Source organism: Desulfobaculum xiamenense, from assembly GCF_011927665.1.
Taxonomy (GTDB): Bacteria; Desulfobacterota; Desulfovibrionia; order Desulfovibrionales; family Desulfovibrionaceae; genus Desulfobaculum; species Desulfobaculum xiamenense.
Map to the genome: position 1 here is coordinate 74425 of NZ_JAATJA010000003.1, position 23337 is coordinate 97761.

Below are 23337 nucleotides of genomic sequence, written 5' to 3' on the forward strand. Positions count from 1 at the left end.
TCATTACACACAAATCATCATACCATGGCAGTTCGTATTGCCGATAACGCATTACAATTATCTACAAATACTCATTCAAAACCAGAATGTTGCGCAAAAAGAAGGGGCCGCAGCCATTGGCTGCGGCCCCGAATATGCGGGACGGCCCGTCGATGCGCTCTAGAAGCTGTCGAGGGCGGGATTCTGCTCGCCCATGGACACGAACATCTTGGACAGGGCGATGCGGTAGTCGGCCAGGGCCTTGATGAGTCCGGCCTCGGCGGTGGTCAGACGCTCCTGCGCGTCGAGCACGTCGGTGTTGGTGCCCACCTGCGCCTGATAGCGGGCCACGGCCATGCGGTAGCCTTCCTGCGCGGCCTCAACGGCCTTGCGGTTGACCTTGATGCTCTCGGCAGCCTTGCCGATATCAAGATGGTTGGCCTTGACCTCGTAGGTCGCCTCCTGACGGGTGTTGTCCGCGGACGCGATGAGGCTCTTCACGCTCTCTTTGGCCTGCTTGACGGCGTAGTGGGTCTTGCCCCACTCCCAGAGGGTCCAGCTGGCGGAGACGCCCACGGACCATTCGCTGAACTCGGTCTTCACGAGGTCGCTACCCGAGGCGGTCATGTCGTCGCCATAGGTGCTCCAGTCAAAGTCCGCACCCACCTGCGGGTAGTAGCCGCTCTTGGCGATGGTCTCGTCCTTGAGGGCGATCTCCACGCTCTTGCCCGCGATCTCGAGATCGGGACGCGCCTTGTAGGCACGGGCCAGCACGTCGTCGATTCCGGCGGAGAAGGGCACGTAGTCGAGGCTTCCGGCGTAGTCCGCGTCGGCGTCGAGCTCCAGCCCGAGCAGGGTGTTCAGCCGCGCCATCTGGGTGGACACGGAATTGCGCGCGCTCAGGAGCGTATCCTCGGCGCGGGCGAGGTCCACCTCGGCCTGCAGCACATCGAGACGCGGCTTGAGACCCACATCGTAAAAGGCACGGGTGACCTTGAGCTGCTCCTGCAAGCGCTTCAAGGAATCCTCGGCCACGCGGACGTTCTCGCGGGCCTGCAACAGCCCGAGGAAGTTCTGCTGCACGAGGCCCACAAGCGTCAGCTCGGCGCTACGCAACGTGGCCTGGGAACGCTCCTTGCCCAGCACGGACTTCTGGTAGGTGGACAGGGTGTTCCAGCCGGTGAAGATGTTCTGGTGCACGTTGACGCCAGCCGAGAACAGATCGGCCTCGGACGTGGCGCTCTGCGGCTTGGGCTTGGCGTGGTCCTTGGCGGTGTAGCCGTAGGTCGCCTTCGCGGACGGCAGGAACGCGCCACGGGCGGACTTGCGTCCCTCCTCGGAGCCTGCGAGATCATGCCGTGCGGCAATGATGCTCGGATTGGCCTCAAGGGCACGGACGACAGCCTGTTCCATATTGTAGACGGTGGTTTCCGCCATTGCGGGCACCGCAGCGAACGCCGCGAGGAGCGCCACGGCAATGATCGTTTTCAGGCGAGGAATTCTCATTCGAATCATCCTTGTTCTTCCTGTTTCCACCAATCCCCCAGTCATTTCAATACACGATGCCCCCACGGCATCAAGGGTGGAGATTGCCCGCAAAAGCCCGTCGCGTCAACACCGGCTCAGGTTTCCGGACACACCGTCCGGGAAGCCTCGCCAGTCCGGCCATACAGAACGCAAACCGAGCGCAGCCTGTCCGCAAGCCTGGGTGCGAGTTTCCGCGCGGGTAGCCGCCACTCCCAATTCCCCTTGGGCCGGGAAGGCACGTTCATGCGGGCCTCGCGCCCGAGGCACAAAATGTCCTGCATGGGCACGATGGCGATGCGCGCCGGGGACATGAAGGCCATGCGCATGAGCATCCACGCCGCCTCGCCCGCATCCACCCCGCGCCCCATGTACTCCCCAAACACGCTGCGCCCCGCGTCGCCAAGATCGTCAACGAACCAGCCGATGGTGGTGTTGTTGTCGTGGGTGCCGGTGTAGGCCACACTGTTCACGCAGTGGTTGTGCAGCGAATTCACGCTCTCCCCCACGTCCGGCCCGAACGAGAATTGCAGCACGCGCATGCCCGGCAGATCGAAGGCCAGCCGCAGATCGATCACGTCGCGAGTGATGAGGCCCAGATCCTCCGCAATGATGGGCAGATTGGGCAGCCGCTCGCGCAGGGCGGCAAAGAGCGGTCCGCCGGGACCGGTCTCCCAGTGCCCGTTGATGGCCGTCTCCTCGGCGGGGTCCACCACCCAGTATCCGGCGAAGCCCCGGAAGTGGTCGAGCCGAACGATGTCCGCCAGCAACAGGTTGTGGGCGATGCGCTCCACCCACCAGCGGTAGCCCGTGGCGGCCAGCGCGTTCCAGTCGTACACGGGGTTGCCCCAGCGCTGGCCCGTCTCGCTGAAGTAGTCCGGCGGAACGCCCGCAACCTTACGCGGCGCGCCCTCTTCGTCGAGCTGGAAGGCATTTCGGTGTTCCCACACGTCAGCGGAATCGTAGGTCGGATAGAAGGGCAGATCGCCGATGATGGACACGCCCCTCTCGCGGCACATGGCGCGAAGCTCCTCCCACTGCGAGAAGAAAAGATACTGGGCGAACATCACCCGCTCCAGCCCCTCGGCGGCTTCGCGGCGCAGCGTGTCGAGGGCCTGCGGGCTCCGGTCGCGGTACTCGGGCGGCCACTCGTTCCATGGCATTCCGCCGAAACGCTCCTTGAGCACCATGAAGCTCGCGAAACCGTCCAGCCACGTGGGCCCGTGCTGTTCGCGAAATTCGGCAAACCCCTCGTGTCGCGCCAGCCTGCCCCGCGCCCGCGCGTGGACCGCAGCCAAAAGCCGCCGCTTATAGGCCTCGGCACGCACATAATCCACGTGGTCCGCAGCCATGGGCGCATCGGGCTGAATGTCCGAGAGCCACGCCCAGCCGTCGGCGGCCAGCTTCTCGGGGCTGATGAACAGCGGATTGCCCGCAAATGCCGAGAAGCTCGAATACGGCGAATTGCCGAGATAGGACGACGTGGGCGTCAGCGGCAGTATCTGCCAATAACGCTGACCGGCCCGCGCGAGGAAATCCACGAACAACCGCGCCGCCGACCCGAGGTCGCCGATGCCGTATGGCGAGGGCAGCGATGACACATGCAGGAGCACCCCGCTGCCGCGCGTGGACATGTGCTCGATCATGATGACGCCTCCCGGGGCGCGTTCAGTCCTCGTGCCTGAAAAGGACCATCCCTAGCGGCGGAATGTGCAGGCACAGGCTCTGCGGACGCCCGTGCGACACCACGGGCCGCGTGTCCAGCCCGCCATAGTTGCCCCACCCGCTTCCGCCGTACCACTCGGAATCGCTGTTGAGCAGTTCGTGCCAGTGCCCAGGCTCCGGCACGCCCACCTCGTAGTTTTCGCGCGGGACAGGGGTGAAGTTGAACACCGCCAGCACGGCCCCGCCGCCGTGGGCGTCCTTGCGCAGGAAGGAAATGATGCTCGAATCCGAATCGTGGAAGTCCACCCACTCGAACCCGCCATCCTCGAAATCCCGCTCGTACATCCCCGGTTCGGAGCGCATCACACGGTTCAGATCGCGCAGGAAGCGATACAGCCCCCGGCCGCCCTCGCTCTCCAGCAGGTCCCACTGCACCTGCCCGTCATGGCTCCACTCGCCATGCTGGCCGATCTCCGCGCCCATGAACAGGAGCTTCTTGCCGGGCATGGCAAACATGTAGCCGTACAGAAGGCGCAGGTTGGCGCGCTTCTGCCAGTCGTCGCCGGGCATCTTCCCGTACAGCGAGCCCTTTCCGTACACCACCTCGTCGTGCGACAGGGGCAGCATGAAATTCTCGGTAAAGGCGTACCACAGGTTGAAGGTCAGCTTGTCGTGGTGGAACTTGCGGTAGACGGGATCGAGCGTGAAGTACTCCAGCGTGTCGTGCATCCAGCCCATGTTCCACTTCATGCCGAAACCGAGACCGCCCAGATAGGCGGGGCGCGACACCATGGGCCATGCCGTGGATTCCTCGGCGATGGTCTGCACGTCCGGATACTCGCGGTACACGTTCACGTTGAGCGTGCGCAGGAACTCGATGGCGTCGATGTTCTCCTTGCCGCCGTACTCGTTCGGCACCCACTGCCCATCCTCTCGCGAATAGTCGAGATAGAGCATGGACGCCACGGCATCCACGCGCAGGCCGTCCACGTGGTAGCGGTCCAGCCAAAACAGCGCGCTCGAGACGAGGAACGAACGCACCTCGTAACGTCCGAAATTGAAAATCCACGAGTTCCACTCGGGGTGGAAGCCCGTGCGCGGGTCCTCGTGCTCGTAGAGGTGCGTGCCGTCGAAGAAATGCAGGCCGTGCTGGTCGCCGGGGAAGTGGGAAGGAACCCAGTCGAGGATGACGCCCACGCCCTCGCGATGCAGCGCGTTGACGAGGTCCATGAACTGCTGCGGCGTGCCCTGCCGCGACGACGGCGAGAAGTACCCCGTGGTCTGGTAGCCCCACGAGCCGAAGAACGGATGCTCCATCACCGGCAGGAACTCCACGTGGGTAAAGCCGAGGTCGCGCACGTAGCCCGGCAGGTCCCGCGCCAGTTCCGTGTAGTTGAGGCTGTAGCCGTTCTCGTCGCGCCGCCACGAGCCAAGGTGCGCCTCGTAGACGGACATGGGAGCCTGCGCGGCGTTCACCCGCCAGCGATCGCGCATCCAGTCGCCATCGCTCCACCCGTAGTCCAGCCCGCGCACGATGGACGCCGTGTTCGCCGGTGCCTCGCCGAAAAAGGCGAAGGGATCGGCCTTGGCCACCTCGTAGCCACCGACGTTCGAACGGATGTGGAACTTATAGAGCGCGCCCTCGCCGACCCCCGGCACGAAACCTTCCCAGATTCCGGAGCTGTCGGAGCGCGACGCGAGACAGTGGGTTTCGGGATTCCAGCCGTTGAAGTCGCCCACCACGGACACGGTGCGGGCATTCGGTGCCCACACGGCGAACAGGACCCCCTCCTCGCCGTCCACGTCCATGACATGTGCGCCAAGCTTCTCGTAGAGGCGGAAGTGCCGCCCTTCCCTGAACAGATAGATATCGTGGTCCGTGAGCCGACTCACGCCGTGCCGGATGCCGCCATGCGATGCCATTCGTCTGAACCCCCGATGCGTAGCAGGACAGGACTCTTCCATCGCATACTACACGCCATTGCCCGTGTGTAAAGGCCACCGCGAGGTGAATCGCGGACGCAGAACACGGGAAACGCGCATCCAGCGCGGCTTTCCGAAAAGGAGGGGAGGAAGAACCGGAAGCTACAACGCGCCGAGCAGCTTGCGCGCGCCCTGATGGTCGGGATCAACCTCAAGGGTCTTCTTCAAGTAGAAAATGGCCTTGTCGCGCATTCCGGCGTTGGAGTACATGACGGCGATATTGAAGCACAGCACGCTGGACATCAGGCACAGGTCGGGATTGATGGTCAGCGCTTTCTCAACGCTCACCACGGCCTTGGCGTGCTGGCGCCCCTCGGAATAGGCGATGGCCACGTTGAAGTGGAGATTCTCGTCGTCCGGCGCGATCTTAAGGGCCTGCTCGTACTCGGAGACGGCGTCGTTCCACCGTCCCTGCCGACGAAGCGCGATGCCCAGACGGTTGAAGGTCTCGATGTCGGATTTCTTGAGGCCGCCTTCCTTGGAATCCAGAATGGACCGGAAGAATCGTTCCGCCACGTCGGGAGCCTTCTCGATGCACTTCTCGGCGATGGAACGCTTGACCTCCTCGATCATGCTCAGGGCTTCCTTGCGCGCGTTCTCCACGGCCTGCTCGAAGAGCTGGTTCGCCGCCTCGACATTGCCGAATTCCATATGAATCTCACCCATGGAAATCTTGCGCTCCACGTTGAGCGGAGACAGGCGGTCGAGCTTCTCCAGATACTCCAGCTGGCGGTTCAGGTCGCCCTCGTCGCGGTACAGTTCGGCCAGCTTCTTGAGCGGCTCCAGATACAGGGCCGCACCATCGTGGGCCTCGCTGTAGGCGGTCACGGCCTCCTCGGTGCGCCCGGTGGCCTTGAACACGTCGCCCTTGATCATGAGCGCGGCGGCGCTGCCGGGCTTCATTTCGAGGATGCGGTCCGCGGCTTCGAGGGCCTCGTCGTATTTCTCCTTGTCGAAGTACTGCCGAGCGCGCTCGATATGCTGGCCAATCTTGCCCTGCGGCCTGATGGTGAAGGCAATCTTCTCAATGAGCGTGGCCATGGACACAGGCTTGGTGATAAAATTGCCAACGCCCATCTCGTGCAGCAGGATGAGCACCTGCCGCTCCACTTCCGAGGTCAGCACAACGACATACATGTCGTCGTATATCGTCTTGAGATTCTTGATGAACGGCAGCGTGTTGCGATTATTGAGCAGCCGCTCGACCAGAAGCACCACCTTCTTGTCCTTGAAGAATGGCGTCTTCATCTCGCGCAGGACCTGCGCCTCCTCGGTCAGGGTTCGGATGCGGTCCGTTCCGATGACGAGTTCCTTGTTCAGCGTCGTACGCATCATCTTCACGAACGTGGCGTCATGGCTCAAAATGAAAAAGCAGCCATTCTCCTTGGCCACGAAGTCAATGATGGTCTTTTCGTACTGCCTCATCCGGATCGCGTTCGTCATCGTCACGGCCAACGTATCACCCCTATTCGTCCATTCACTGGTTGCGCGCTGCACAAAATTGCACAAGCAACCACGATTATGCCGCATCAACCACGTTCAGGCAAGGAAATCCCAAGGAACCGCGCCACCGCCGCCAAGCGGTCCCCGCCTTTCATTCCGTGGCGATTTGATTTACCTTTCCCTGCGCCGGACTGCCCCGGCGAAGCACACCAGCGCCCGGAATCCGGGCCAAGCGAGCGCACATGATCCATCGCCCCCCCGCATCGGAAGAGGACTTCCTGAACCTCATCGACAGGCACTTCGCCACCGCGCATCCGCACATGCGCCTCGGCCGCGGGGACGACTGCGTCCGCCTCGCCTGCCCGCAGGACATGGTCCTCTCCACGGACCTCTTCCTCGAAGACGTGCACTTTCGCCGCTCCTACTTCTCCCCGGCGGACATCGGGCACAAGGCGCTGGCCGTCAACATCTCCGACATCGCGGGCATGGGCTGCCGTCCGCTCGGCTTCAGCCTCGGCCTCGTCATCCCCGACGACCCGACCCTCACCACCGCCTTCTGGAACGATCTTCTCGGCGGCATGGGTGCCCTCGCCCACACACACGACATTCCGCTCACCGGCGGCGACCTATCGCGCGGACCGTATCTCGGCTTCTCCGTCACCGTCTGGGGCACCCCCGGCCCCACCGGCCGCGTCCTGACCCGCAACACCTGCCGCCCCGGCGACGCCATCCTCGCCTGCGGTCCCATCGGTCTCGCCCGCGCAGGTCTCTTCGCCCTCGAAGAGCTCGGCCCCGAAGCCATCGCCCTCGTGCCCCACGCGATCCGCGCGCACCTGCGCCCCACACCCCGCGTGGCCGATGGCCTCGCGTTGGCCGACATCCCCGGCGTCCACGGAGCCATGGACCTCTCCGACGGTCTCGCGCGCGACCTCGCCCGCCTCACGGGCCCAGGCCTCGGCGCGGACCTCACGCTCACCGAATCAGCCCTGCATCCGGACCTCATCGCCCACTGCACCCGCACAGGCCAGCCCGCGTTGCCCTTCGCCGTCCTCGGCGGAGAGGACTATGCCCTCATCGCCACGGCGGCCCCGGACAGCGTTCCCGACATTCTCGCCCGCATCCCGCAAGCCACGCGCATCGGCACCGTCGCCGCCACGCCGGGCATCACCGTGAATGGCCAGCCCTTCGACCATACGGGATTCGACCACTTCGCAACCCACGAATAGGACCATCGCCATGGAAGCACGTCTCGACATCATCGGCACCGTCCACTCCCCGCTCACGGACCTCGCCTCCTGCCCCAAGCAGTACTCCGAAGGCGCACCCGAGGCGGTCATCGAAATTCACGCCGACTACGCCACCGCCCTCTCGGCCCTCCAGCCCGGCAACGACCTGCTCGTCTTCACGTGGCTGCACAAGGCCGACCGCGACACGCTCATGGTCCACCCGCGCGGCAATCCGGACGTGCCCATGAAGGGCGTCTTCGCCACCCGCTCGCCCGACAGGCCCAATCCCATCGGCCTGCATCACGTGCGCATTCTCGCCATCGACGGCACCCGCATCCGCGTGGACCGCCTCGAAGCGCTCGACCAGACCCCCGTGGTGGACCTCAAGCCCATCGCCACCGAGACCCCCGGCCGCGAAAACTGGGGCGCTGGCATCTCCCCCGCCGTGGGCGACGAATTCCGCCGCATCTGCCGCGCGGGCTGGGAACGCGGCCTGCTCTCCGGCTTCAATGGCAACGTCTCCATGCGCATCGGCGACACCATCATCATCACCCGCTCCGGCGCGGCCAAGGGCTTCCTCCAGCCCGGCGACCTCACCACCGTGGACCTCGCCACCGGCCGCACCACCGGCCCCGGCAAGGCCTCCACCGAGACCGCCGTGCACCTCGAAATCTACCGCAACCAGCCAGAAGCGCACGCCATCGTCCACACCCACCCCGCACACCTGCTCGCCTACGCCGTGCGCAAGGGCGACTCCATCATCGACCTCCCCCTCTACGAGGCCGCCGCCTACCAGAAACTCCTCACCCGCGTGCCCGCCATCGAGCCCGGAACACCCGCCCTCGGCGAGGCCGTCGGCAAGGCCGCACAAACGCACAAGGCCGTGTTCATGAAGAACCACGGCCTCGTCTGCTGGGGACCAACCCTCGTCGCCGCCCTCGCTCTCAACGAGGAACTCGACACCATCGCCAAACTCAAATTGCTCGCCGAATAGCCCTCACACGCGCCGCCACGCCACGCGTAGCGGCGCGACGCTCGACCGTATCGTTCACTGAGACATGCAAGCCGTAGGCTCCGCCGGCGCGTAGCCCAACCGTATCGTTCACTGACCGATGCGAGACGTAGGCTCCGCCGGCCAAGGGGCCGCTGGCCCCTTGGAACCCCGACATGCGATAGGCCGTCTGCCCTTGGCTGGTCGTTCGGCTTTGCAGAACGAAGCGGTATTAAGTAGCAAACGCACAAAGGCATACTTAGTTTCTAAGCCATTATTCTGTATTATCGGAGAGTGCTAAAAGACCTAACAATCGAGGACTTAGTAAAATTGAAGGCAAACTTAGAACGGAAAGCTGCAAGTATCCGCGAAGAACTTACGTTCATTAAACAGGACCTTTACGCCTTGGAACGCACGATAGAACTCGGCCTAAACGGCAAGCCATCGCCAAAAGTCGTGATTCGACAAAGAAACAAGCGAATCTTCAAAGGTGGTGAACTGATACAGCTTGTTCTGCAGGCGTTAAAAGAGTATCCAGAAAGACCATTATCAAAACATGATATTGATAGGCGTATTGAATGCTATATCCTTAGAATTCAAAGCTTGATCCCACGGTTGGACAATGATCCTGCCATAATAGCTTCCTGTGAAATAAGGCCAGCAAGTATCGCAGAACTAAATGATTATGGCAGAAAATGTGAAATTTAGGCCGGTTATCGAGGAGACAGGAATGTTTAATGCACAAAAAGTCAATAATATTAAACAATTATTGTCAGACAAGTTTTTCATTGCAAACGATTACAGATAATTCTGTTGAATAAATCAGCAAATATTTATTTTTCAATCGCAATGTACTAGCCAAGCCATGAAATGAGGGGAGGTCAATAATGGCCATTATTAATTCTTATGTCAGTTTATCCAGGCTTACAGGGGTTAACCATCGTCGATTCGACGAATTAGGCATTTTTGACCCTTTACTTACCGCAGACACCCCACTTTTTATTGATCCGCTGCTGCTAAAATACAGCAGCCATGAATTAATTCAAAACAACGCCCGCGAAGCCTTTGAGAAGCATTTCAAAGGCGTTCTTGCTTTGATGCGCAAGATCCAGCGCCCTGGGGATGTTTATTTCAAGTCTGCCGTTAAGAACCTCCAATTTCCAGAAGTTAAGGGAATATGCCTCGGTGTCGGCGGGGCTACGGTAGAAGGGCGAGGGGCAGGCAAAAAGCTGACGAAGCAGCTTTTCGAAGCCACATACGAAATTGCGAAGGCAGGCTACGAAGATCCCTACTTGTTTAGTTTAATGGCTGTTTTGGATGCCGGATATGGCCCTGACAGAATTAGCGACATGACGGCCAACGTTATCGAAGAGGTTCTTTGCCGATTCACCGAAGATATGTGTGGAAAATTACAACTGCCCACAGATGTCCACGAAAGCAGTTGTGGCAACAGATACACCCTTCCTACAAATCCATTCACGAAAGACAATTCCAGGATTCTGTTGGTTCCGCTGGATATACTAAGAAAAATACCAATCGCGACAGATTGGGAAAGTGCGATGGATGCTGCCGCAGAAGTTGATGAAATTAGGAACAGAGTAAACAAATATATTGGCGATATTTTCTATGCTAAAACAAAAAAAGACAAGCGGCTTGCATTTGAAATTGCGCAGAAAAGAATCAAAACAAATGCAGAAGCATTTTCAGCAGCAATGGATATGTTTAATGCAATAGAAAAATCTCCGTATGATTATAAGGATGACCCTGAAGGATTCATTGTTTGGCGGAGGTCTATCGATAAAATTACAGACGAAATAAAGACTGGTGATTTCAAAAAAGTAAAAACAGAAGAAGATGCTTTTAATGTTGTAAGTAAAATTATTGAACGTTTTCAATTTTGGATTGAAGACAGAAGAATTTCTACTGAATTGTGGGATAGTAAGGGCAATCCTAGGAAAGAAAAAACTTCGCAAAAGTTATTTTTCATGGTTGCTGATGAAATATGCAGGATTCATGACCTCGACATAAGCCCTGAAACAGACAGCGGTGGCGGACCTGTGGACTTTAAATTTTCGAAAGGTCATGGGAATAGGGTTGTAGTCGAAATAAAGCTTTCGACAAACTCAAAAGTTGTAACAGGTTTAACAAATCAGCTAGAAGCATACAGGACTGCTGAAGATGCCAAAGCTGCTTTTTACGTAGTTATTGACGTCGGAAAGATGGCAACAAAAGAAAAAAAATTGGCGAAGGCAAAGAATGATTTCAATTTCATGGGCAAACGCCCAACAGAACTTGTGATAATAGATGGCATCCCAAAGAAATCCGCCAGCAAGCTGTAATTTGGTCAATAAAATCAAGTAGCAAGCCTTGTACTTTTGCTACTTAATACCAAAACGAAGCCCTAGTGAGGATTGTCAAGGGGGTCACCCCCTTGACTGGGGTCCGGGGCAAAGCCCCGGCCGCCGGAGGCATCTCTTCCCCCGTACCAGCCACCGGTGGTCGTCCCACACACAACGCGCAGCGGCGCGACGCTACGCGGCGGCGGGACGGCGGTAGGCGCTCCACAGGAGCCACGCGCCGAGGAGGCCGAGGGGCAGGGAAAGGATCATACCCATGGTGAGCCAGTTTCCGAAGAGGAAGCCGAGCTGGGCGTCGGGTTCGCGGAAGAATTCCACTGTGATGCGCGCGCTGGCGTAGCCGAGTGCGAACAGGCCGGACACGGCGCGTCGCGGGCGCGGGGAGGCGGAGAACCAGAACATGATGGCGAAAAGGACGAGGCCTTCGAGGGTGGCTTCGTAGAGCTGCGAGGGATGGCGGGGATAGGGACCAGCTTCGAATCCGGGGAAGATCATGGCCCACGGAACGTCGGACACACGTCCCCAGAGTTCACCGTTGATGAAGTTGCCGATGCGCCCGGCACACAGGCCGATGGGCACGAAGGGCGCGATGAAGTCGGAGACCTCGAAGAAGGTCTTGCCGGTTTTGCGGGCGAAGAGCCAGAAACAGGCCAGCACGCCGAGCAGCCCGCCGTGGAAGGACATCCCGCCCTTCCAAATCATGAAAACCTCTGCCGGATTGTCGAGGTAGACGGGCAGATCGTAGAAGAGAACGTAGCCGAGGCGCGCACCGAGGATAACGCCGAGCATGCCCCACGCGATGAGATCATCGACCTGCTCGCGGGTCCAGCCGGAGCCGGGGCGCGCGGCGCGCATGCGGCCGAGGCTCCACGCGGCGGCGAAGCCCACGAGATACATGAGTCCGTACCAGCGCACGGACAGCGGGCCGAAATGCAGGGCGACGGGGTCGATGTGGGGATAGATCAGCATGCACGCGCCTCCTCGGGCGGAAACGGAAGGGGGAATGATGCGCGGCGGCCCTGTTCCAAGGTCCGCCGCGCTGCGAATCGGAATTTCGGTGGCGGTTGTGCCGGGCTACTTGGACAGCCACACCCGCACGTTCTCGCATTCCTCGGCCCAGCCTTCGGAGAGGCGCAGCTTGAGGAACTCGAAGAACAGGTGGTCGATGAAGGAGAGTCCTCGCTCGATGAGGTACATCTTCTCAAGGAAGATGGCGTCGGGGTCGTCGCCCTCGTCGCGCTTGGTATCGACCTTGGGGGTCTTGAAGCCGTTGAAGGAGAAGTCTTCGGCCCGAAGGCTCATCTGCCACGCGTCGGAGTCCACTTCGATGCGGATCTGGCCCTTGGTGACCTTCTTGCCCATGGCCAGCCCGAGCTTGGCCTCGCGCAGTTCGCTCATGAGACCGCTGACGGAGGTCGTCTCCTTGGAGTCACCCTCGCCGCCCTGCACGGAAATGCGCTGTTCCATGAACAGCGAAAAGGCCTCGCCATCGGGCATGGTAAACAGTCCGGCCTTGGCCTCGCTCTTATACCACAGCCACGTCAGAAAATCCTGACCGAGGATGATGTCCTTGGCCTGTCCGAGATATGCGTCTTCCATGTCGTTTCTCCTGACTAGACGAAGCGTTCGCCTTCGATGTCGTCGAGGGCGGCGGCGCGCTCCTCGCCGAGCAGCTCCACGGCCTTGTAATAGGGGGTGAGCGGCTCCAGATGCAGATCGAAGCTGAGGGTGAAGAGGTCTTCGAACAGGCTGCGGAGCTTGGACTGGGACGACGCGAGGTAGATCACGTTGTCGCGGATGTTCCACACGACGTCGAAGTATGCGGGAACGGGCAGGGTACGGGCGCGCAGGCGCAGCATCACCTGCTCCTTGATCTCGTTCCTGCGCTCGCGCGAGACGAACTTCTTACCCTGCTCGCGCACACGCTCCAACTCAATATCCTGTGCGATCTGCACATGCTTCTTGACCACGGCGGCACTGACGCGCCGGGTGTCGAGACGCAGGGCAAAGGCGAGATACTGGCCCTTGTCCGGCGGCGCGGTAAGCCACTCGTTGTCGAGCATGTTCTCGAAGCTGACCCAGCCAAAGGACCGCTCATCGGCGGTGTCGTCTATGTCCTGAAACGCGTTGCGCTTGAGGCGATCCGGAATCTGCGGCCACAGGGAATCCGGCACCTCCTCGATGAGGCGGTAGCGCGTGAACGTCGAACTTGCGGAAAGGAATCCCACGGTAGTCTCCTTGTGTCGGGGAGTGCGGCGGCCCGGGGCCGCCTTCGATCAAAGGCCCTGCATAACGCCCGAGGCCATCGGGGGCAAGACCCAACCTTGTGCCCCGCCCCGCCCGTTGCCGCAGGGCGACGGCTCCGCTATCCTGAAGGGCGGCACCCTGCAGCCTCGACGGACCGGAAGCAAAGGAGCGCATCATGCCCACCTTCACGGGAATTAATCACCTGGCCATGGCCACGGGCGACATGGACGCCACCATCCGCTTCTGGCGGGATCTGCTCGGCATGCCACTGGTGGCCGGGCTGGGACGGCCGGGCTACCGGCACTATTTTCTGTCCATCTCGCCCACGGACATGATCGCATTCTTCGAGTGGCCGGGCACACGGCCTTTGCCGCAGAAGGACCACGGCGTCCCGGTGTCCGGCCCCTTCGCCTTCGACCACGTCTCCTTCGGCGTTGCGGGGGAGGACGACCTGTGGGAGGTGAAGGACCGGCTGGCGGCGGCGGGCTTTGAGCCATCGGAGGTGGTGGACCACGGCTTCATCAAATCCGTCTACGCCTTCGACCCGAACGGCATCCCCATCGAATTCTCCGCGTCCGTGCCCGGAACCGACCCGCGCCGCACACCGGCCATGGCCGACAGCGCCCCGTCCGGCGTGACCCTCGAAGGTCCGAATCCGCAGCCCGGACACTGGCCTGCGCCAACACCCACGTCACAGGACCAGCGTGCCGACTACCCCGGCGAGGGGCGCGAACTGCTCCGCCCGGAGCGCAACGCGTGGAAGAAATGAGACGACAGGGCCAAGCCGGAAGGCGGCGGGCAGGACGCGGCTTATCCGACGAGTTCCCGGTACAGCGAGGCCTGACGGGCCGTCGCCACGCGAAGGGAATAGCGCTCGGCGATGCGCTCGCGGGCGCGAAGGCCACGCTCTGAGCGCTCGGATTCCGGCAGGGACAGCATGTCCGCCATGGCGCGGACAAGGGACGAAGCGTCGCCGCGCGGCACCACGATTCCGGTCTCCCCCACCAACGCGCGGGCATCGCCCACGTCGCTCACCACGCAGGGCACGCCGCAGGCCATGGCCTCGCCCACGGCGTTGGGCAGGCTCTCGCTGTGTGACGACAGCACCGCCACGTCGAGACCGGAGTGGAACGCGGCCATGTCGGCCACCCGCCCCAAAAGCGCCACCCGCCCCTGAAGGCCCACGCGCCCGATCAGTCCGGCGAGAGCGGCATTTTCCTCATCCACACCATCACCACACAGGACGAAACGCACGTCGCCACGCTGGCGGACAAGCTCACCGACGGCGGCCAGAAACACCTCGTGCCCCTTCATGGGATCGAAACGGGCGGCCATGCCGACAAGCCGCGCATCCTCCGGAGCGCCGATCTGTTGGCGCAGGGCCTCGCGTGCGCCGGGGACGGGGCGCATGGCGTCGAGGTCGAAGCCGTTGGGAATGATCTCGAATCGCCGTGGGCGGTAACCCAGCCGCACATGATGCTCCCGCGCGGCCTCGGAATTGGCGATAACGGCGGCGGGCAGGCGCGAGAGCCTTGCGCAGGCGGCCACGGTCCACGCCGTGGTCCGACGGTAGCGGGAGAGGTCCATGTCCGCGCAGCGGATGTTCCAGACGAGAGTGCCGACGCGGGCAAGGGACACGCCCAGAAGCCCGAGGAAATCGGCATGGTACAGCCATGTCTGGACGATGTGCGGACTAAAGGAACGCAGGATGCGCACCAGCCGCCACAGGGCGCGCGGCGTGGGCAACCCGCGCTCCATGCCGAGGGATTCGACAGCCACCCCGGCGGATTCGATGGGCGCGGCCAGCGGTCCGGGCCGCAGCATGCAGACCACCCGCTGCTCGAAGCCCTCTGCGGCCAGACCGGGCACAAGCCGCGACAGCGCCGTCTCCGCGCCGCCGGTTTCGAGTCCCGTTATCAGGTGAAGCACCCGCACGCCCGCACCCTCCGCTTGTCGATAAACAAAGACGCCGCGGGGAGCGATGCTCCGCGCGGCGTCCGAGATTCAGTTGCCGTCCACCTCTGCGTGGGGTTCGTCGTGTTCCTCCAGCAGGTCGCGGTATTCCTCGCCGTAGATGCGCAGCATGACCATGGCGAAGGCCAGACTGAGCGGCCCATACAGAAGTCCGGCAGGCCCGAAGGCCTGCAACCCGCCAATGACCGACAGGAAGATGTACAGAAGCGGCATGCCCGACGCGCCCTTCATGAAGTAGGGCCGCAGGAAGGTGTCGATGCTCGTAACCAGAATGCCGCACCACAGGACGAGGAACAGCGCGGCCTTCCAGTGTCCGATGATGAGCAGGTACACCGAGGCGGGCACCCAGACCAGCCCGGTTCCGAGCACCGGAATGAGGGACGAAAAGCCCATCATGGTGCCCCAGAACAGGGCCGGAATCTCCACCACGGCAAGGCCGATGCCGCCCACCGTGCCCTGAAGCACGGCAACCAGCAGACCGCCCACCAGCACCGAGCGCGACACGCGCCGCAAGCTGTGGATGATGGAGTCCTCCTGCGCCTCGCGCAGGGGGGAGAGGTACTTCACGGTGGCGATCACCCGTCGTCCGTCCCGCAGGAGGAAGAACAGGATGAACAGCATGATGAGCGAATGCAGCAGCACCGAAAAGGCGTTGGTCAGAAGGCTCGTCCCGAGCTGGATCGACACTTCGCCCACCTGACGGGAAAAGCGCAGAAGACCGCTCTGAATGTCGATGTCCTCAAGATGGATGAAAGGCAGCTGGGCATCCACCCACGCCAGCACGGCGTCCATGCGACTCTGGGCGAGCAGGCTCTCGAAGTTCGTATGCCGTATCCAATTCGTAATCTGGGCAACGGACTGCGCAGCCTGCGTGGCAAGACCGGTGAGAAAGAGAAACGCCGGGATGAAGATGCACACCGTGACCAGAAGGACCACAATGCCCGCGGCGATGTTGTCGTGTCCGCCGATGCGCGCGGAAATGCGCGTGAACAGCGGTGTGAAAATGGCCGCCAGCACCCCGGAAAAGATGATGGCGTGCAGGAACGGGCTAAAGACCCTGTAGGCCATGTACAGGGCAAAAAGAATGAGGGCGAAGAGAAACAGCGAATAGTAGCGTTTCCCGTGCCGGGTCGGCCATCCGAGACCGGATCCCGAAGAGTGGTTCATGATTCCTCCGGCGGGAGAATCCCGCCTGTCGAGCCGTTACGGCATGCGGGATCAGGCCCGCTTTTCCAGTACGTTGCGTATCACAGCAGCCATGGCTTCGCCAGCCCTGCCGCTGCCATAGAAATCCGGCTGCGGCGTGAAGCTCAGGTCGCGCACGCGGTGGTAGGCCTCGGGAATGGCGTCCGGGTCCGCTCCGGAAACCACGTTGAAGCCGCCGTCCACCAGCTCCACCCATTCGGTTTCGTCGCGAAGCGTCACGCAGGGGCGGCCGAAGAAATAGGCTTCCTTCTGCAAGCCGCCGGAGTCCGTGCACACGGCGCGAGCATTGCGCACCAGTTGCAGCATGTCCAGATAGCTCTGCGGCTCGATGAGGGTCATGCCGGACAGCGGAATGGGCCAGCGCCCGCAGATGGCGGAATTGATCGCGTCGCCCGTGCGCGGATGCAAGGGCAGGACGATGGGAATCTCCCGCGCAATGGTCGCAAGCCCACGGAAGATGAAGGACAGGCGTTTTCCCTTCGTGGTATTCTCGGCGCGGTGGACCGTGGCCAGCACATACTCGCCCGGGCGCACCCCCAACCGTTCGAGGCAGTTGGATTCGGCCTGCGCCCGCTCGCCGTAGTGCAGGGCGGCGTCGTACATCACGTCGCCCACGTTGACCACCAGCGGCGCACCCACGCAGGACAGGGGTGTGCCGTCCACGTCCTCGGCCTCCACGCGTCGCCCGCCAAAGGCCACGTTGGCCAGCCCCTCGCGTCGCAGGTTCTCCACGGCAGCGGCGGTGGAGACGCACAGAATATCGGCCGCGTGATCGGCGAGGACACGGTTGTGTTCCTCGGGCATGGCGCGGTTGAACGAGCGCATGCCCGCCTCGACGTGAACGACGGGAATGCCGAGTTTCACGGCGGCCAACGCGCCAGCAAGCGTGGAATTGGTGTCGCCGGGGACGACGACGGCGTCGGGCCGGTCCTCGACGAGAGCGGCCTCCAGCGCTTCGAGCATGCGCCCGGTCTGCGCGCCATGGCTGCCGGAGCCAACGCCGAGATTGCGCGCCGGAGCGGACAGGCCAAGCTCGCGGAAGAAGACTTCGGACATGCGGTCGTCGTAGTGCTGGCCCGTGTGCAGGATGAAGGTCTCCATCCCGGCAGCGCGCAGGGCGCGTTCGATGACGGCGGCCTTCACGAACTGGGGACGCGCCCCAACGATGATGGCAATGCGCATGAGACGTGAACTCCGTTAGGCGAAAGTGGCGAACCGCCCATGCGGCCCGCGCCCGCACGACGCGGGCATGATGCCGGAACTAGTTTTTCCGGGACGATATTGTCAAGGCTGCCCCGACTAGCCCTCGCTACGTCCCCTCGCGCGCGGATGCGCGCTCGCGCCAAAATTGACAAGCCCCGGTCCGAGGCGCTACAGCCCGGGAGCAAACAACCGCGCAAGGAGGAACGCCATGCGGGAAAGAATCGAAGCGGCGCTGGCCAAGGTCCGGCCCGCGCTCCAGGCCGACGGCGGTGACGTCGAACTCGTCGAGGTGACCGAAGACGGCATTGTCAAGGTCCGCCTGCAGGGTGCCTGCAAGGGCTGCCCCATGTCCCAGATGACTCTCAAGCACGGCATCGAGCGCTTCATCCTCAAGGAAGTCCCGGAAATCAAGGGAGTGGAGGCCGTCTAGCGCCGCCCCCATCGCGCCGTCACAGGCCCCGCGCCGCACCACGGGTTCGGCTGCGGGGCATTTGACGTATATCATCAAATTTCCCGGCGCACTACCACGCGCCGCACATCATACTTCGCATTTTCAGGAGACAAGAACCCATGAGCGCAATGGTTACACGCTTTCCCCCGAGCCCCACGGGCTTCCTGCATATCGGCGGTGCCCGCACGGCCCTGTTCAACTGGCTGCTGGCCCGTTCCAACAACGGCCACTTCGTGCTGCGCATTGAGGATACCGACACCGCCCGCTCCACCCCGGAGATGACGCAGGCCATCCTCGACGGCATGACCTGGCTCGGGCTGGACTGGGACGAAGGCCCCTACCTCCAGAGCGAGCGCACCGAGCGCTACAACCTCGCCATCGAGAAGCTCCTCGCCACCGGCCACGCCTACTACTGCGAGTGTACCCCCGACGAGGTCGAGGCCATGCGCGAAAAGGCCCGTCAGGAAGGCCGCAAGCCCAAGTACGACGGCCACTGCCGCGATAGGCAGCTCGGCCCCGGCGAAGGCCGCGTGGTGCGCTTCAAGGCCCCCACGGGCGTCTGCGCGTGGAAGGACATGGTCAAGGGCGACATCTCCATGGAATTCGAGGAGATGGTGGACGACTTCATCATCCGCCGTGCCGACGGCTCGCCCATGTACAACCTCGCCGTGGTCGTTGACGACGCCGAAATGGGCATGACCCACATCCTGCGCGGCGAGGACCACCTGTCCAACACGCCCAAGCAGATCGCCCTGTACAAGGCCCTTGGCTACGAGGTGCCCGAGTTCGGCCACATGCCCATGATCTTCGGCCCGGACCGCAAGAAGCTCTCCAAACGCCACGGCGCGATGAGCGTCATGGAATACGAGAAGATGGGCTTTCTGCCCGAGGCCATGCTCAACTATCTCGTGCGCCTCGGCTGGGGCCACGGCGATCAGGAAATCTTCACGCTTCAGGAACTCATCGAGGTCTTCGACACCCGCGGACTCAATTCCTCGCCCGCCATGTTCGACCTCAAGAAGCTCGAACACGTCAATGCCCACTACATCAAGGAAGGCGACGTGGAGCGCCTCGCCACGCTGCTGGCCCGCTACCTGCGCGACCTCGGCATCGAGGCCCCGCACGAGAAGCTCGCGCAGATCGTGCCCCTCTACCAGCCCCGCGCGGTGACCATGGTCGAAATGGCCGAGCAGTGCGCGTTCTTCCTCACGGACGACGCCACCCTCGAATACGACGAGCAGGCCGTGGCCAAGCACCTCACCGAGGACGCCCGCGCCATGCTGGCCGAGGTACGCGCCATGCTGGCCGCCCTGCCCGAGTTCACCGAGGAGGCCCTCGACGTGGCGCTCAAGGCCTATGTCGAGGAAAAGGGCATCAAGTTCGGCAAGCTCGCCCAGCCCGTGCGCGTGGCCGTGACCGGCCGCACCTTCAGCCCGGGCCTGCACGAGACGCTGTTCGTGCTTGGCAGGGAAAAGACGCTGGCCCGCATGGACCGCGCCCTCGCCCTGTAGCGCCGTTCTTTATCCAAAAAGAAATACAAAAGCCCCCGACGGAATGTTCCGCCGGGGGCTTTTCTGTGCTTTCACTCGGGCATGGCCCGTCGCTGGCATCAAGAAATCGGCAAATGAAAAAGGCCCCGGGTTTCCACCCGGGGCTTTTTCGCGTAAAACCTGATTGCGAAGCGTCGGTCAGCCGAGCTACTTGACGGGCTTGGTCACGGCGCCGGAACGGATGCAACGGGTGCACACGTCGAGGTGCTTGACCTGACCGCTTTCGAGCTGCACGCGAACACGCTGCAGGTTAGGATTAAACCTGCGCTTGCTCTTGTTGTGGGCGTGGCTCACATTGTTGCCCACCTGGGGCCCTTTGCCGCAGACTGCACAAACCTGACTCATGGGAGACCTCCTCAAATCCACTATTTCTCGACGGTTGACGTACCGGGGCACGTTCCGCTCAAGTGATCGTACTCAATTTCCACCGTCCGTGCGAGAGGGAATCACCCACACGGAATTTGCCCCTTTATCCCTTCCCGGAGCAAAACGCAAGCGCTTTAGCCTTGACAATGGGAAATAATCACATATAGAGAGTGCCTCTTGTGAGGAAAGCATGGCAGAATACATTATCAGCATGATCGACATCCCGGCCGAGGGCCGGGAATTTACTTTCACGGATCAGGAGCTCTGGTCCGAACCTGCGCAGGCCTGCGGCCTTCAGGCGACGATCGTCCAGCCCCTTGAGGGGCGTCTGTCCGTGTTTCCGCAGGGTCCGAAAGCCTGTCTCGTTCGCGGCACCCTCACCGGCAGAATCATTCTGCCCTGCGACCGCTGCATGAACGACGCCCCCGTGGATATCGAGCAGGAGTTCGATATCTTTGAGGAAATCGGCGATACCGACGAGACGGACGAGCCCAGACTCCGAGAGGAAGGCGACATCGTTGTACTTGACGCCGGCGCCATCCTCTGGGAACAATTCCTTCTTGCCCTTCCGGCCAAACCGCTGTGCACGCCCGACTGCAAGGGCCTGTGCTCCAAATGCGGCGCGGACCTCAACGAAGGCCCCTGCGGCTGCTCCGCCGATGACGGCGACCCCCGCATGGCTGCCCTTCGCGGCCTGACCATTCCGGATCGCAAGAAACACTAAACGGATGTCACCGTCCCTCGCGGGCGGCGAGCATACATACGAAAAAAAGAGGTAGACGAACATGGCAGTCCCCAAGAAAAAAACGTCCAAGTCCAAGCGCAACATGCGTCGTGCGCATGACCACGTTTCCGTTCCCAACGTCATCTTCTGCGAGTGCGGCGAGCCCACCCTGCCTCATCGCGCCTGCAGCAAGTGCGGCAACTACAAAGGCAAGCAGATGCTTTTCAAGGATGAAGCCTAATACGAAGCCGCGTATTGCCGTTGACGCCATGGGCGGCGACAACGGCCCCAGCATCGTCGTCCCCGGCGCTGTCCGGGCGGCACGGGAGCACGGCCTGTCCGTGACCCTCGTGGGAGACGAGTCGGCCATCAGCACCGAGCTGTTCCGCCTCGACACCGCCGGACTGGACATTTCCGTTGTCCACGCCGGGGACGTCGCTGAGATGCACGAAAAGCCCTCCGAAATCCTGCGTCGCAAGACCGACACCTCTATCCAGGTGGCATGCCGTCTGGTGAAGGACGGTCTTGCGGACGGTGTCGTCAGCGCCGGGCACTCTGGTGCCACGACGGCCTGCGGCATGTTCATCATCGGCCGCGTCCGCGGCGTAAAACGTGCTGCCTTCGCCAGCGTCCTCCCCACGGTAAAGAAGCCCATGGTCCTTCTGGACGTGGGTGCCAACGTGGATTCCAAGCCTCAACATCTGTTCCAGTTCGGAATCATGGGTGAAGTCTTCGCCCGTGACGTGCTCGGTTACGAGCGCCCCCGCGTGGGACTCATGTCCATCGGCGAGGAAGAGGGCAAAGGCAACGTGCAGGTCAAGGAAGCCTTCGACCTGCTCAAGGCCTCATCCATGAACTTCAAGGGCAATGTGGAAGGTCGCGACGTGTTCACGGGCGACGTGGACGTCATCGTCTGCGACGGCTTCGTGGGCAACGTGGCTCTCAAGCTCTCCGAAGGCCTAGCCATGAGCCTCGGAAAGGTCCTCAAGCGCGAGCTGCTCGGCAGCTGGCTCGGCAAGATCGGCACCTTCCTCGCCAAGGGGCGCCTCAAGCGCTTCGCCAAGTTCGTGGACTACGCCGAATACGGCGGCGCTCCCATCCTCGGCCTAAACGGCATTGTCATCGTCTGCCATGGGGCATCCAACGAGAAGGCCATCACCAACGCCGTGAAGATGGCCGGTCAATTCGTACGCAGCGCTGCCAACGAGCACATCAAGGAGGAGTTGCAGTCCAATCAGGACCTCTCGGCCTGCGCCTAGAGCCTACGGACAGCACTCGCCCTTTCCTGCCTCGCAGACTGCCTGCGTGCCGCGCATCGGCGCGGCGACCCAGCGGCACATTCAACAGTTGATGGAGCAATGACCACGAAAGCATATATCCACGGACTCGGCTTCCACGTGCCCGAAAAGGTTCTCACCAACGCGGACATGGAACGGATCGTCGAGACCTCCGACGAATGGATAACGTCCCGCACCGGCATCCGGGCGCGTCACGTCGCCGCCGAAGGCGAATGCGCCTCCGACCTCGGCGCCGTGGCCTCGCGCAAGGCATTGGCCTCGGCGGGCGTCGCGCCCGAAGAGTTGACGCACATCATCTGCGGCACCTGCACGCCCGACTCCTACTGCCCCAACACGGCCACCCGGCTGGAGCACAAGATCGGCGCGAGCGGCTGCATGGCCTTCGACATCAGCGCCGCATGCTCCGGCTTCCTGTATAGCCTGCAGGCCGGCCGCGCCATGCTCGCGCTTGAGCCGTCGGCCAAGGTTCTCGTGTGCGCCGTGGAGGTCATGACCTCGCGCGTCAACTGGGGGGACCGCACCACCTGCGTCCTGTTCGGCGACGGCTCCGGCGCTGCCGTGCTCACCTCCGAGAAGGGCGAGAACGGCGTGGAGCTCGTGGACGCGCTCCTCGAATCCGACGGCCAGTATGGCGACCTGCTCACCATCTCCGGCGGCGGCTCCGCCGTCCCCTACAAGCTGGGCGACACCGTGGGCGAATCCCACTTCATCCAGATGCAGGGACGCGAGGTGTTCAAGGTGGCCGTGCGCAGCATGGTCAGCGCCTGCGAACGCCTGCTCGAAAAGAACTCCATGACCATCGCCGACGTGGACTGGCTGGTGCCCCATCAGGCCAACAGCCGCATCATCGAGGCCGTGGGCAAGAAACTGGAGATTCCCACCGAGCGCGTCTTCGTCAACGTGGACCGCTACGGCAACACCTCCGCCGCGAGCGTGGGCATCGCGCTGGCCGAAGGCGTGCAGAACGGGGACATCCGTCCCGGACAGACCGTGCTCGTCACCACCTTCGGTGGCGGCTTCACCTGGGGAGCCTTCCTCCTGCGCTTCTAGGAAGCGCTTTTTTCTCAGGTTCATACATGCGTGCGCAACGGTCATTTGCAACCATCCGGTTTTGCAGGATTTCCGTGTGCAACGCCAAGGTTGAAGTCTG

22 protein-coding genes are annotated in these 23337 nt (G+C 62.2%); 11 read left to right on the plus strand and 11 right to left on the minus strand.

The window, feature by feature from the left end; genetic code table 11:
• Positions 1-159: 159 nt before the first annotated feature.
• The 4 genes from GGQ74_RS13170 to GGQ74_RS13185 form a co-directional block, all read right to left on the minus strand.
• Entirely contained in the window at positions 160-1485 is a 1326-nt protein-coding gene (locus tag GGQ74_RS13170; protein ID WP_245168302.1) for a TolC family protein, read from the minus strand.
• Between the two features lie 116 nt (positions 1486-1601).
• Positions 1602-3149 carry a 4-alpha-glucanotransferase gene (gene malQ / locus GGQ74_RS13175; RefSeq protein ID WP_245168303.1) on the minus strand — a complete coding sequence of 516 codons (1548 nt, stop codon included), beginning with the start codon at positions 3147-3149 and terminating at the stop codon, positions 1602-1604.
• A 22-nt stretch (positions 3150-3171) separates the two neighbouring features.
• Positions 3172-5091, minus strand: coding sequence for a 1,4-alpha-glucan branching protein GlgB (glgB, locus tag GGQ74_RS13180; protein ID WP_167942059.1), 1920 nt, complete (start codon positions 5089-5091; stop codon positions 3172-3174).
• A gap of 162 nt (positions 5092-5253) precedes the next feature.
• Positions 5254-6576, minus strand: coding sequence for a tetratricopeptide repeat protein (locus tag GGQ74_RS13185; RefSeq protein WP_167942060.1), 1323 nt, complete (start codon positions 6574-6576; stop codon positions 5254-5256).
• A 260-nt stretch (positions 6577-6836) separates the two neighbouring features.
• Between GGQ74_RS13185 and thiL the strand changes: the two genes are divergently transcribed.
• The 4 genes from thiL (at position 6837) to GGQ74_RS13205 (ending at position 11150) form a co-directional block, all read left to right on the plus strand.
• Positions 6837-7820 carry a thiamine-phosphate kinase gene (gene thiL, locus GGQ74_RS13190; protein WP_167942061.1) on the plus strand — a complete coding sequence of 328 codons (984 nt, stop codon included), beginning with the start codon at positions 6837-6839 and terminating at the stop codon, positions 7818-7820.
• Positions 7821-7830: 10 nt separating this feature from the next.
• Positions 7831-8814, plus strand: coding sequence for a tRNA (N6-threonylcarbamoyladenosine(37)-N6)-methyltransferase TrmO (gene tsaA / locus GGQ74_RS13195; protein WP_167942062.1), 984 nt, complete (start codon positions 7831-7833; stop codon positions 8812-8814).
• A 402-nt stretch (positions 8815-9216) separates the two neighbouring features.
• Positions 9217-9519 (plus strand): hypothetical protein, encoded by a 303-nt coding sequence (locus GGQ74_RS13200; protein WP_167942063.1) that lies wholly within the window; start codon positions 9217-9219, stop codon positions 9517-9519.
• Between the two features lie 179 nt (positions 9520-9698).
• The gene (locus GGQ74_RS13205; RefSeq protein ID WP_167942064.1) at positions 9699-11150 is read left to right on the plus strand and encodes a hypothetical protein; all 1452 of its coding nucleotides are present in this window, start codon (positions 9699-9701) and stop codon (positions 11148-11150) included.
• Positions 11151-11342: 192 nt separating this feature from the next.
• Here GGQ74_RS13205 and lgt read toward each other — a convergent pair whose 3' ends face one another.
• The 3 genes from lgt to rdgC all read right to left on the minus strand — a co-directional run bounded on the left by lgt (position 11343) and on the right by rdgC (position 13396).
• The gene (gene lgt, locus GGQ74_RS13210; protein ID WP_167942065.1) at positions 11343-12137 is read right to left on the minus strand and encodes a prolipoprotein diacylglyceryl transferase; all 795 of its coding nucleotides are present in this window, start codon (positions 12135-12137) and stop codon (positions 11343-11345) included.
• Positions 12138-12242: 105 nt separating this feature from the next.
• Positions 12243-12767, minus strand: a complete 525-nt coding sequence (locus tag GGQ74_RS13215) for a hypothetical protein (protein WP_167942066.1) — start codon at positions 12765-12767, stop codon at positions 12243-12245.
• A 14-nt stretch (positions 12768-12781) separates the two neighbouring features.
• A complete protein-coding gene (rdgC, locus tag GGQ74_RS13220) occupies positions 12782-13396 on the minus strand; it encodes a recombination-associated protein RdgC (RefSeq protein ID WP_167942067.1) in 615 nt (204 codons plus the stop codon).
• Positions 13397-13590: 194 nt separating this feature from the next.
• Between rdgC and GGQ74_RS13225 the strand changes: the two genes are divergently transcribed.
• The gene (locus tag GGQ74_RS13225) at positions 13591-14184 is read left to right on the plus strand and encodes a VOC family protein (protein ID WP_167942068.1); all 594 of its coding nucleotides are present in this window, start codon (positions 13591-13593) and stop codon (positions 14182-14184) included.
• Positions 14185-14225: 41 nt separating this feature from the next.
• On the opposite strand, the gene GGQ74_RS13230 is transcribed toward GGQ74_RS13225, so the two are convergent.
• From GGQ74_RS13230 to GGQ74_RS13240, 3 genes are all read right to left on the minus strand, one after another.
• On the minus strand, positions 14226-15350 hold the full coding sequence (locus tag GGQ74_RS13230) for a glycosyltransferase (protein ID WP_167942069.1): 1125 nt from the start codon (positions 15348-15350) through the stop codon (positions 14226-14228).
• 69 nt (positions 15351-15419) lie between these two features.
• Positions 15420-16556 (minus strand): AI-2E family transporter, encoded by a 1137-nt coding sequence (locus GGQ74_RS13235; protein ID WP_167942070.1) that lies wholly within the window; start codon positions 16554-16556, stop codon positions 15420-15422.
• A gap of 51 nt (positions 16557-16607) precedes the next feature.
• On the minus strand, positions 16608-17777 hold the full coding sequence (locus GGQ74_RS13240) for a UDP-N-acetyl glucosamine 2-epimerase (protein ID WP_167942071.1): 1170 nt from the start codon (positions 17775-17777) through the stop codon (positions 16608-16610).
• Positions 17778-18006: 229 nt separating this feature from the next.
• Between GGQ74_RS13240 and GGQ74_RS13245 the strand changes: the two genes are divergently transcribed.
• Together GGQ74_RS13245 and gltX are read left to right on the plus strand one after the other, a co-directional pair.
• Positions 18007-18228: a NifU family protein gene (locus GGQ74_RS13245; RefSeq protein WP_167942072.1), complete on the plus strand. Its 222-nt coding sequence runs from the start codon at positions 18007-18009 to the stop codon at positions 18226-18228.
• Between the two features lie 140 nt (positions 18229-18368).
• Positions 18369-19760, plus strand: a complete 1392-nt coding sequence (gene gltX, locus GGQ74_RS13250) for a glutamate--tRNA ligase (RefSeq protein ID WP_167942073.1) — start codon at positions 18369-18371, stop codon at positions 19758-19760.
• A gap of 186 nt (positions 19761-19946) precedes the next feature.
• Here the strand turns inward: gltX and rpmB are convergent, their stop codons facing one another.
• Entirely contained in the window at positions 19947-20144 is a 198-nt protein-coding gene (gene rpmB / locus GGQ74_RS13255; RefSeq protein ID WP_167942074.1) for a 50S ribosomal protein L28, read from the minus strand.
• A gap of 211 nt (positions 20145-20355) precedes the next feature.
• Here rpmB and GGQ74_RS13260 point away from each other — a divergent pair, with 211 nt between their 5' ends.
• The 4 genes from GGQ74_RS13260 to GGQ74_RS13275 all read left to right on the plus strand — a co-directional run bounded on the left by GGQ74_RS13260 (position 20356) and on the right by GGQ74_RS13275 (position 23237).
• Positions 20356-20889, plus strand: coding sequence for a YceD family protein (locus GGQ74_RS13260; RefSeq protein ID WP_167942075.1), 534 nt, complete (start codon positions 20356-20358; stop codon positions 20887-20889).
• A gap of 61 nt (positions 20890-20950) precedes the next feature.
• Positions 20951-21130, plus strand: a complete 180-nt coding sequence (gene rpmF, locus GGQ74_RS13265) for a 50S ribosomal protein L32 (protein WP_167942076.1) — start codon at positions 20951-20953, stop codon at positions 21128-21130.
• Positions 21120-22148 carry a phosphate acyltransferase PlsX gene (gene plsX, locus GGQ74_RS13270; protein WP_167942077.1) on the plus strand — a complete coding sequence of 343 codons (1029 nt, stop codon included), beginning with the start codon at positions 21120-21122 and terminating at the stop codon, positions 22146-22148. Before rpmF ends, plsX begins: the two co-directional genes overlap by 11 nt.
• 99 nt (positions 22149-22247) lie before the next feature.
• Positions 22248-23237 carry a beta-ketoacyl-ACP synthase III gene (locus tag GGQ74_RS13275; RefSeq protein ID WP_167942078.1) on the plus strand — a complete coding sequence of 330 codons (990 nt, stop codon included), beginning with the start codon at positions 22248-22250 and terminating at the stop codon, positions 23235-23237.
• Positions 23238-23337 lie beyond the last annotated feature (100 nt).